9 protein-coding genes and 4 pseudogenes are annotated in these 10,035 nt (G+C 65.9%); 7 read left to right on the top strand and 6 right to left on the bottom strand.

Annotated elements, in window-relative coordinates:
• Positions 1-228: pseudogene (locus tag EAH84_RS11315) on the bottom strand (IS110-like element ISMmg1 family transposase); the annotation flags it as partial.
• 64 nt (positions 229-292) lie between these two features.
• On the opposite strand from EAH84_RS11315, the pseudogene EAH84_RS11310 reads away from it, so the two are divergent.
• Positions 293-1,173, top strand: a pseudogene (locus EAH84_RS11310) (IS3 family transposase); the annotation flags it as partial.
• Between the two features lie 73 nt (positions 1,174-1,246).
• Positions 1,247-1,381, top strand: coding sequence for a hypothetical protein (locus tag EAH84_RS16555; RefSeq protein WP_277753731.1), 135 nt, complete (start codon positions 1,247-1,249; stop codon positions 1,379-1,381).
• A gap of 684 nt (positions 1,382-2,065) precedes the next feature.
• On the opposite strand, the gene purB is transcribed toward EAH84_RS16555, so the two are convergent.
• The 5 genes and pseudogenes from purB to EAH84_RS11280 form a co-directional block, all read right to left on the bottom strand.
• Positions 2,066-3,370, bottom strand: a complete 1,305-nt coding sequence (purB, locus tag EAH84_RS11300; protein WP_140871999.1) for an adenylosuccinate lyase — start codon at positions 3,368-3,370, stop codon at positions 2,066-2,068.
• A gap of 94 nt (positions 3,371-3,464) precedes the next feature.
• Positions 3,465-3,758: pseudogene (locus tag EAH84_RS11295) on the bottom strand (JAB domain-containing protein); the annotation flags it as partial.
• A gap of 51 nt (positions 3,759-3,809) precedes the next feature.
• Positions 3,810-4,067, bottom strand: coding sequence for a DUF6953 family protein (locus EAH84_RS11290; protein ID WP_140871997.1), 258 nt, complete (start codon positions 4,065-4,067; stop codon positions 3,810-3,812).
• Positions 4,064-4,267, bottom strand: coding sequence for a YodC family protein (locus EAH84_RS11285; RefSeq protein ID WP_140871995.1), 204 nt, complete (start codon positions 4,265-4,267; stop codon positions 4,064-4,066). Before EAH84_RS11285 ends, EAH84_RS11290 begins: the two co-directional genes overlap by 4 nt.
• Positions 4,268-4,512: 245 nt before the next feature.
• Positions 4,513-4,923: pseudogene (locus tag EAH84_RS11280) on the bottom strand (UPF0758 domain-containing protein); the annotation flags it as partial.
• A gap of 38 nt (positions 4,924-4,961) precedes the next feature.
• On the opposite strand from EAH84_RS11280, the gene EAH84_RS11275 reads away from it, so the two are divergent.
• The 5 genes from EAH84_RS11275 to EAH84_RS11255 all read left to right on the top strand — a co-directional run bounded on the left by EAH84_RS11275 (position 4,962) and on the right by EAH84_RS11255 (position 10,027).
• On the top strand, positions 4,962-8,174 hold the full coding sequence (locus EAH84_RS11275) for a YdbH domain-containing protein (RefSeq protein ID WP_241656566.1): 3,213 nt from the start codon (positions 4,962-4,964) through the stop codon (positions 8,172-8,174).
• On the top strand, positions 8,171-8,407 hold the full coding sequence (locus tag EAH84_RS11270) for a YnbE family lipoprotein (protein WP_241656565.1): 237 nt from the start codon (positions 8,171-8,173) through the stop codon (positions 8,405-8,407). Before EAH84_RS11275 ends, EAH84_RS11270 begins: the two co-directional genes overlap by 4 nt.
• A complete protein-coding gene (locus EAH84_RS11265; protein WP_194150391.1) occupies positions 8,407-8,781 on the top strand; it encodes a YdbL family protein in 375 nt (124 codons plus the stop codon). The genes EAH84_RS11270 and EAH84_RS11265 overlap by 1 nt, the downstream gene beginning before the upstream one ends.
• Before the next feature lie 171 nt (positions 8,782-8,952).
• Entirely contained in the window at positions 8,953-9,267 is a 315-nt protein-coding gene (locus EAH84_RS11260; RefSeq protein ID WP_161978381.1) for an AtpZ/AtpI family protein, read from the top strand.
• Positions 9,268-9,277: 10 nt separating this feature from the next.
• Positions 9,278-10,027 (top strand): F0F1 ATP synthase subunit A, encoded by a 750-nt coding sequence (locus EAH84_RS11255; RefSeq protein WP_170209860.1) that lies wholly within the window; start codon positions 9,278-9,280, stop codon positions 10,025-10,027.
• The last annotated feature ends 8 nt before the right edge of the window (positions 10,028-10,035 follow it).

The raw sequence follows: 10,035 nt of genomic DNA, 5'->3' as shown, positions 1-10,035 counted from the left end.
CCGCACCGTGTGGCCTTGCCCTTCGAACGTGCGCCCGAGATAATGAGCACCGCAGCACGCCTCCATCGCCACGACGCAAGCCGGCAGCGCGGCGGAGAACTTGATCAGTCCCTCCCGCGTCATTCGTCGGCGCAACACCACGGTTCCGCTCGCATCCATTCCTGCCAAGCTACAGCTGTTCTTGCCTAGGTCGATCCCGAGCGTGGCAATCGGCGTCTTCGTCGTCATCGGTCCTCTCCTTTTAATCCAACGCCAGATTGCGCCAGATGATGAGGGGCGGGCCATCCCATAAACTGTTGTTGCGCTCGACCTCGTTGCCCGGGGATGGTCTGTGAGCGCGGTTTCTGAGGCGCTTGGCCTTGCTCGCCCGCATCTGTCCGCGGTGCGTAATCGACCACCGCCGCGACCGCGGGGACGACCACCGCTGCCCGATGCCGATCTGGTCGCCGATATCCGCGCGCTCGTCGCCGATCTTCCCACCTACGGCTATCGTCGCGTCCACGCCCTGCTGCGCCGTCAGGCCGAGACGACCGGGCGCGCAAGCCCCAACCCCAAGCGCGTCTACCGGGTCATGAAGGTGCACGGGTTGCTGCTCCAGCGCGACGGCGAACGTCGCGAGGAACGCCGCCATGACGGCCGCGTCGCCGTCGATCAGCGTAACACGCGCTGGTGCTCTGATGGGCTGGAGATCGCTTGCGACAATGGCGAGAAGGTCCGCGTCGCGTTTGCGCTCGACTGCTGCGATCGGGAGGCAATGGGGCATGTCGCAACGACGGGCGGCATTACTGCGGAGGATGTCCGGGACCTGATGGTTGCCACCGTCGAGCACCGCTACGGACAGGTGAACCGCGTGCCCGAGCCGATCGAGTGGCTCACCGATAACGGGAGCTGTTACACCGCACGCGATACCCGCGCGTTCGCCCGCGACATCGGGCTGATCCCGCGCACCACGCGGTCAGCAGCCCGCAGTCGAACGGCATGGCGGAGGCGTTCGTCCGCACGCTGAAGCGCGATTACGTCCGCGTGAACCCAAGACCGGATGCCAAGACCGTCATCGAGCAGCTGCCCGGCTGGTTCGCTCATTATAACGACGTGCATCCGCACCACGCTTTGCGCTACCGATCACCCCGCGAGTTCATCGCGAAAACCTGCGAGGCTCTGTCAGGACTTTAGGGGGCAACGACACCCTGGCCGCGCCCTCCTTGCCCAATGGGAAAGGGGGGCGGGCGGGCCGATGGGTCAGAGGGTGGTAACGATCACCCCGACCACCAACGCCTGGGCCGCGATTGCCAGCGTGGTGCTGGTCACGGTTTCGACAGCGTCGCTACCGACTCCGCATGATCCGCAGCACGGCAATCAAGACGGCGAAGCTAATAATTGACCAGCCGCCAACTCGCTGCGACCTTTCGCTGTTTAGCCGAGCCAGTCCACGCATCCAGGCGGGTGCATCATTTATCTGATCTGAGGTAAGTTTTTTTGTCGAGGATGCTCGCAAAACGACCAGCGAACCAAACGCGATCATAAAGGCCGGAAAATACAAGCCTTGCGTCGAGAACGTTACGAACCAAGCCATCACTCCGGCTACCACGTCACAGTATCAATGTCTGCTGTCCGGAAATCGACCGCCATATCGACTGATGACCGTCTCAGGCCCAGCCCTAGCCACGCCCCTCGTGAGAGGGGCGGGCGGGCCGATGGGTCAGAGGGTGGTAACGATCACCCCGACCACCAACGCCTGGGCCGCGATTGCCAGCATGGTGCTGGTCACGGTTTCGAACATGCGCATGGGGAGTCTCCGATGCCGGTGACATAACCGGCGAGCGAGATTTGGTGATTGTTACAGTTTTGCGCAACATTGTTTCGCGCATCGCTGAGTGCACCCGACGCAATCGGGCGCGGATGGCGTGCGCTGTCCTACACGGGCGACGGGGCGTAATGTCGCCACCATGCTCGCTCGCCCCGCCCTCGCTCGTTCGCGCCGCCCTCGCCGGAACACGCTTGTAGAGGACCGCGCAAAACAGCGATTCCGTATAAAGGTCGTCAATGTTGTGGCTTTTAGGTCACATCACGCCGCGCCGAAGACCCGCGCGAAAATCGTGTCGACGTGCTTCAGATGATAGCCGAGGTCGAACTTGTCCTCGATCTCTTCCAGCGAGAGCGCGGCGGTGACGTCGGGGTCGGCTTTGAGCAATTCCATCAGCGACAGCGCGCCGTCGCTGTCCCATACCTTCATCGCGTTGCGCTGCACCAGCCGGTACGCGTCCTCGCGGCTGACCCCGGCCTGGGTCAGCGCGAGCAGGACGCGCTGCGAATGGACGAGGCCCCCCATCTTGTTGAGGTTCTTGGCCATCCGTTCGGGATAGACGAGCAATTTGTCGATCACCCCGGTCAGCCGCGCGAGCGCGAAATCGAGCGTGATCGTTGCGTCGGGGCCGATATAGCGTTCGACCGAGGAGTGGCTGATGTCGCGTTCGTGCCACAGCGCGACATTTTCGAGCGCGGGAGTGACATAGCCGCGCACCATCCGCGCGAGCCCGGTGAGGTTTTCGGTGAGCACCGGGTTGCGCTTGTGCGGCATCGCCGAGCTTCCCTTCTGCCCCGGGGCGAAATATTCCTCGGCCTCGAGCACCTCGGTCCGCTGGAGGTGGCGAATCTCGGTCGCGAGGCGTTCGACCGAGCTGGCGATGACGCCCAGGGTGGCGAAATACAGCGCGTGGCGATCGCGCGGGATGACCTGGGTCGAGACGGGTTCGACGGCAAGGCCGAGCTTGTCGGCGACATACTGCTCCACGAACGGGTCGATGTTGGCGAAGGTGCCGACCGCGCCCGAGATCGCGCAGGTCGCGATGTCCGTGCGCGCCGCCACCAACCGGGCGCGGTTGCGCGCGAATTCGGCATGCGCCTGCGCGAGCTTCAACCCGAAGGTGACGGGTTCGGCGTGGATGCCGTGGCTGCGCCCGATCGTGGGGGTGAGCTTGTGTTCGCGCGCCCGGCGCTCGAGCACCGCCAGCAGCGCGTCGAGATCGGCGAGGAGGATATCCGACGCGCGCGCCAATTGGACCGAGAGGCAGGTGTCGAGCACGTCGCTCGACGTCATCCCCTGATGCATGAACCGCGCTTCGGGACCGACATGTTCGGCGACATTGGTCAGGAACGCGATGACGTCGTGCTTGGTTTCGCGCTCGATTGCGTCGATCCGGTCGACCTCGAACGCGCCGCGTTCCCAGATCGCTGCGGCGGCGTCCTTCGGCACGACGCCGAGTTCGGCGAGCGCGTCGGTGGCGTGCGCCTCGATCTCGAACCAGATCCGGAACCGCGCCTCCGGGGTCCAGATCGCGGTCATTGCGGGGCGGGAATAGCGGGGGATCATGCGCGGGCCTTCGGTGCTGGCGGGAGTTGGTGGTCGCCTAGCAGGGGGGTAGCCTTCGAACAAATCCTCCCCCTGGCGGGGGAGGAGTTACAGGTCACATCAACCCCTGTGCCTTCAAACTGACATGGCCGCTCGACCCCATAATGACATGATCGTGGACCGCGACGCCGAGCCGCTTGCCTGCCTCCGCGATCGCGCGCGTGATCTCGATGTCGGCGCGGCTGGGGGACGGGTCGCCCGAGGGGTGGTTGTGGACCAGGATGATCGCCGCCGAGCCGAGGTCGATCGCGCGGCGGATCACCTCGCGGACATGGACCGCGGCCTGGTCGATCGATCCCTCGCTCATCACCTCGTCGCGGATCAGCCGGTTGCGGGTGTTCAGCCGCAAACAGGTTGTGCTAACTGCGAAAAATATCGCGGTTCGGCGGTTTAGTAGCCTTTACTGCTGGCGGCCCGGCTGATCCGAGGGTAATCGGTCGCGCCAGAACTTCTGCGCGCGCTCGTAAACTGCGTTCGGCGTCAGCTTATTGAAGCTGGCCAGCACCGCCTTTCCGACGCAGACGTTTCCATTAGCATCATAGTAGGCGAGGGCGGTGTCGTGTAGGTGAAGCAGATGCGAAGCGGCCTCTTCTTGATAGAGAAACCGCTTCGCTTCAAACTCCGCCAGCATCCACTTAGCAGCCTGATCGAGTGTCATTTTGCCGGGGGCGCATAAGCGATTAGCATATGTTCGCCAAACGAGCCGTGATCCGGCGAGGCGCCTTTGAACCAGCGGCACCAGTATTCGTCTGGTTTTTGCTGATAATGCCCTTTGCCACCGGGGACAGCATCGATGGTCATTGGCGGACCACCAGAAACAACCTGAACCACATCACCCTTTTTGAATTTGCTCGCCATTCCAGACCCCTGTTATTAACGGTTGCGACATGGGGAGCGATGTCGCTTGCTACAAGCTATGGGCGACCTCGTGGTTTAACGATATTGGACGGCTGCCTAAAGCAGATCGTCGCTATTTGGCGTACTCTACTTTCAGGAAATTGCGCCCGAAATCCATTCATCGCGATTTGGTATGTTCAACGTAATCTAAGTCACTGAACAACAATGGATATTTCCGTCCGTCGCGTTGAACGGGACGGCATTTAGGTATTGAGATGGAGGACGCGAAACCGCTCGATGCCGTGGTGCGCCATATCGGCGCGGAGGTAATCGAGCAGCGCCTGCCAGTTGGCGAGGACGGGCTTGTCCTGCGTCTCCGCCTTCAGCAGCCGGATCGCGGCGGCATGCGCGATCTTGATCGCCGCGATCGAGGTGTCGCCCATGCCCTTGACGCGTGCGAGCGCGTCCGCATCGGCGGTCAGCACCCCACCGATCCCGCCGAATTCGCGCAGCAACGCCTTCGCCAGCGGCTTGGTATCGCGGCGCGGGATCGCGAGCGCGAGGAGATATTCGACGAGTTCGTAATCCTGCAGCGCGTCGCCACCGCCGTCGAGCAACCGCTGGCGCAGCCGTGCGCGGTGGCCGGCGGTGTCGTCGGGGGGCGGGGCATCGGCCATGGCGGGCCGAGGCTAGGCGCGCCGATCGACGCGCGCAATTGCGCGCGGGCGAGCGCCGTGCCTATGGTCGGATGATGGTGGCGTATGGTGTCGATGATGATGACGAGGCACCGCCGCGCCGTAGGCCCCGGCGCGGGTTGGGGCGCGGGTTGGGGCGCGGGTTGGGCCGCGGCGCGCGCATTGCGTCGGGCGTCGCGCTGGTGCTGCTGGTCGCACTCGCCGCGCTGTGGCTCGCGCGCAAGCCGATCGCGAGCGGCGTCATCGCCCGGACGTTGGCGGCAAAGGGCGTGCCCGCGCGCTACGGGATCGCGAATCTGGGGTTCGGTCGCCAACGGCTGACGCATGTCGTCATCGGCGATCCCGCGCATCCCGATCTCGTCGCCGACTGGGTCGAGACGCGTACCAGCGTCGGCCTGTCGGGTGCGTCGGTCACCGGCGTCCGCGCGGGGCATGTCCGGTTGCGCGGTACGCTGGTCGACGGCAAGCTGTCACTCGGCGCGATCGACAAGCTGTTGCCGCCGCCCTCGGGCAAACCCTTCGCACTCCCCAAGCTCGACGTCGCGGTCGATGATGCGCGGATGCGGCTCGCGACGCCCGCCGGCGTGGTCGGGCTCAAACTCAGCGGATCGGGGCGGCTCGACGACGGGTTTTCGGGGCAACTCGCCGCGGTGGCGAACCGGCTGACCCCCGGCGGGTGCGCGGTGGAGCAACCGCGCGCGGCAGTAGCGGTGACGATCACCCGCGAATCGCCGCACCTCGTCGGCCCGGTCCGCGCGGCGCAAGTCTCATGCACCGCGGCGACCGTCCGCGCGCTCGCGGCGAATGTCGACGCGACACTCTCCCCCGCGCTCGATCGCTGGCGCGGGAACGTCGACCTCGTCACCGGCGTGGCGGGTGGCGCGGGGATCTCGGCGGCGGCGGTGCGCGGAACGGTTGCGTTCGCGGGGACCGCCGCCAAGACCAACGGGACGCTCGATATCGCAGCTGCCAAGGTGCGGACGCCGCGCGGCACCGCACAGCGCGTGGCGCTCGACGGCGCGTATGAGGTCGGCGACGCGAGCGGGTTTGAGGGGCGCGTCGGGGTCGAGCATGCCGCGATCGCCCCGACGATGCTCGCCATACTCACGAGCCTCAATGTCGGCGCAGGGACACCGATCGCGCCACTCGCCACCAAGCTCCGCGGCGCGATGACCGCAGCGGCGCGCGATGTGTCGGGGCACGGCACGATCGCGGTGCATCTCGCGGGTCAGCGCGGCGCGGCGCGGGTGTCGGCCTTGTCGCTCACGTCGGCGAGCGGCGCGGTTGTCGCGGCGTCGGGGGCAAGCGGCATCGCCTACGGCTGGCCCAACGGCGGGGTGCGGATCGACACCGACCTCGCGCTGTCGGGCGGCGGCTTGCCCGACGCGCGGGTCGCGCTGCGCCAGCCGCGGGCGGGCGCGCCAGTGACTGGTCGCGCGATCATTGCGCCCTATGCCGCGGGGGCTGCGCGACTGGCGCTCGCCGCGGTCGATTTCACCGCGACCCCGGGCGGGGCAACGCGGATCACGACTCGCGCGACGCTGTCGGGGCCGCTCGGCACGGGCAGCGTCGATGCGCTGTCGGTGCCGATCGACGCGCGCTGGAACGGGCGCGGCGTGCTCGTCGTCGATCCTGCCTGCGCGCCGGTATCGTTTCGGCACTTGTCGATCGCGGGGCTGACGCTGGATCCCGGGGGGCTGACGCTATGCCCGACCGGCGGCGCGCTCGTCCGCATCGCGGGCGGCGGTGTCGATGGCGGCGCGCGGATCGCCGCTGCGCACCTGACGGGGCGGCTCGGCACGACCCCGGTCACGCTCGCGGCGCGCGGCGCTGGGGTGACGATCGGCCAGCGCGGCTTCACATTGTCGGGGGTCGCGACCCGGATCGGCAGCCCCGATCGCGTGACCCGGCTCGATTTCGTTACGATCACAGGCAGGCTGGCGGGCGGCGCGGTGACCGGCAATTTCGCGGGCGGCTCCGGGCAGATCGCCAACGTCCCGCTGCTGCTTGCCGACGCCGGAGGGAACTGGACGCTGCGCAACGGTGCGCTGCGGCTCACCGGCGCGCTCGGCGTCAGCGATGCGCAGGCCGATGCGCCCCGCTTCAAGCCGATGGCGGCGCACGACGTCGCGCTGTCGCTCGTGGGCGGGCGAATCGCCGCGACGGGCACGCTGTTCGAACCGACGCAGCAGGTCAAGGTCGCCGACGTCACGATCCGTCACGATCTCGCCAGGGGCAGCGGCGATGCCGACCTCGCGGTGCCGGGGATCACCTTCGCCAAGGATTTCCAGCCCGACCTGCTGACCCCGGTCACTTTCGGCGTCATCGCCGACGTCGCCGGGACGGTGACGGGTAGCGGCCATATCGTCTGGTCGCCCGCCGGTGTCACCTCCACCGGCGCCTTCTCGACCGATTCGACCGATCTCGCCGCCGCGTTCGGTCCGGTGACGGGGCTGAAGGGAACGATCCGGTTCACCGATCTGCTGAATCTCGAAAGTGCGTCGGGGCAGGTCGCGACGGTCGCGTCGATCAACCCCGGCATCCCGGTCACCGACGGGCGGATCGTGTACCAAACCTATCGGGGCAGCCGCGTGCTCGTCGACAGCGGCACCTGGCCGTTCGCGGGGGGCACGCTGACGCTCGATCCGACGCTGCTCGATTTTTCGGCGCCGAACGCGCGGCATCTCACGTTCCGCGTCAAGGGCATGGCGGCGGACCAGTTTCTCCAGCAGTTCGATTTCAAGAATCTCGATGCGACGGGTATTTTCGACGGCGTGATGCCGATGGTATTCGACGAGAAGGGCGGCAATATCGTCGACGGTCATCTGACCGTCCGCGACGGCGGCGGGTCGATTCGCTATGTCGGCGATATCAGCCAGAAGGACCTGGGCTTCTGGGCGAACCTCGCCTTCGGGGCGCTCAAATCGCTGAAATATCGCAGCCTCGACATCGTGATGAACGGGCCGCTCGCGGGCGAGATGGTGACCGAGGTCCATTTCGCCGGGATCAGCCAGGGCGAAGGCGCGAAGACCAACTTCATCATCCGCCGCCTGCAGAAACTGCCGTTCGTCTTCAACATCCGGATCAAGGCGCCGTTTCGCGGGCTGCTCGATTCGGCGCAATCGTTCTACGATCCCAAACGGCTGATCGAACGCAACCTGCCGCAGCTGATCGAGCAGCAGCAGAAGAAGACAAACCCCGTTCAGACCCCCGACAGCAGGATTGTGCCATGACCGTAACCGGATTGACGAACCAGCAAAGGATCACGACCTATCCGATGATGAGACGGACGATCACGGCGGGCCTGGCGCTCGCGATGACCGTAGCCCCCAGCGGCTGCATCAACGTCACCGCGCCCGACAAGCCGATCGAGATCAACCTGAACATCAATGTGACCCAGGAAGTGGTCTATCGCCTCGACGGCGATGCGAAGTCGTTGATCAAGCAGAACCCGGGGATTTTTTGATGAAGACGATGCTCACGGCCCTCGCGGCCCTATCGATCGCAACGGTATCGACCGCGGCGCTGGCGCAGCGCGATCCGGCCTATGCCGCGGCGCGGTCGGCGGGTGAGGTCGGCGAACAGCCCGACGGCTATCTCGGTGTCGTCGGCGGCGGCACGCCCGCGCTCAAGGCGCTGGTCAGCAACATCAACATCCAGCGCAAATCGGCCTATACCCAAAAGGCATCGTCGAGCGGCGCGACGGTCGAACAGATGGCGTTCACCAGCGGCTGCAACCTGATCGCGCAGACCGACCCGGGCGAAAAGTACAAGGCGCCCGACGGCACGTGGAAGACGCGCACCGCCGCCGCCCCCGAGCGCGATTCGCGCTGCATCTGATGTGATGCCGCGGTGATCGGCGCCCCTCCCCGTAGGGGGGCGGGACGCACCGGTTGACTTGGCTTGCCCCCTTTTCTAAACGGGCGCCGCAATCGAAGGGTCTCGCTCTTCGCAGCCCTTCGCGTCGTCGGCTCGTTTCCGACGGCGTTTCTTTATCAGGATGTTTTCGCGTTGGCCGATGACCGCCACAACGGACCCGATGACCTCGACGCCCGCATCGCGCGCGCGCAGGCCGAGCATGATACGGGTGCGACGCGGGCCGAGGCGCGCGCGGAAAGCCGCGGCTGGGCGGTCGGAATCGAATTCGTCGGCGTGGTCCTGGTCTCGGCTGCGATCGGCTGGGGCATCGACAATTATGCCGGACTGGGCACCAAGCCCTGGGCGATGATCGCGATGCTGGTGCTCGGCTTCGTCGCGGGTGTCTATCGCGCGATGCAGACCACCGCGCAGTTCGACGCCGATCCCTCCACCGGCAGCAGGAAGTAAGGCGAGCGTTATGGCCGGCCCGATGGAACAGTTCGCGATCAAGGTGTACAAGCCGATCAACGCCGGCGGGTACGACGTGTCGTTCACCAATTCGTCGACGTGGATGGCGGTCGCGCTCGTTGCGATCGCGATCTTCCTCTATGTCGGCACCGCGCGTCCGCAGCTCGTCCCCGGGCGCTGGCAGGCGGCGGTGGAGTATGTCTACGACTTCATCACCACGATGCTCGACGACAATGTCGGGCCGGAGGGGCGCGCGTTCGCGCCGTTGCTGTTCGCGGTCTTCATCTTCGTGCTGGCGTGCAACCTGTTGGGGCTGCTGCCGTGGATCGGCGCCTTCACCCCCACCAGCCATATCGCGGTGACGTTGGGGCTGGCGGTGCTGGTGTTCGGGATCGTGTGCGTCGTCGGCTTCTGGAAGCACGGGCTGCATTTCTTTACGCTGTTCTGGCCCAAGGATACCTTCTTCCTGCTCGCCGCGTTCGTCGCGCTGATCGAGTTACTGTCGTTCCTCAGCCGCCCGTTCACGCTGGCGATCCGGCTGTTCGCGAACATGACCGCGGGTCACGTGCTGCTCAAGGTGTTCGGCACGTTTGTCGTCGCGCTCGGGTCGTTCGGCGCGCTGCCTTATGTCTTTGGGGTACTGCCGCTCGCGGTGAACGTCGCGCTGTCGGCACTCGAAGTCCTCATCGCGGTGGTGCAGGCCTATGTCTTCGCGCTGCTCGCCTCGATCTATCTCAACGACGCCATCAACCTCCACTAAATCAAGAC

It is taken from the genome of Sphingomonas oligophenolica (assembly GCF_006438955.1).
GTDB lineage: Bacteria > Pseudomonadota > Alphaproteobacteria > Sphingomonadales > Sphingomonadaceae > Sphingomonas > Sphingomonas oligophenolica_A.
The sequence above is the reverse complement of the archived record's forward strand: the minus strand, read 5'-3'. Positions and strand labels throughout refer to the sequence as shown.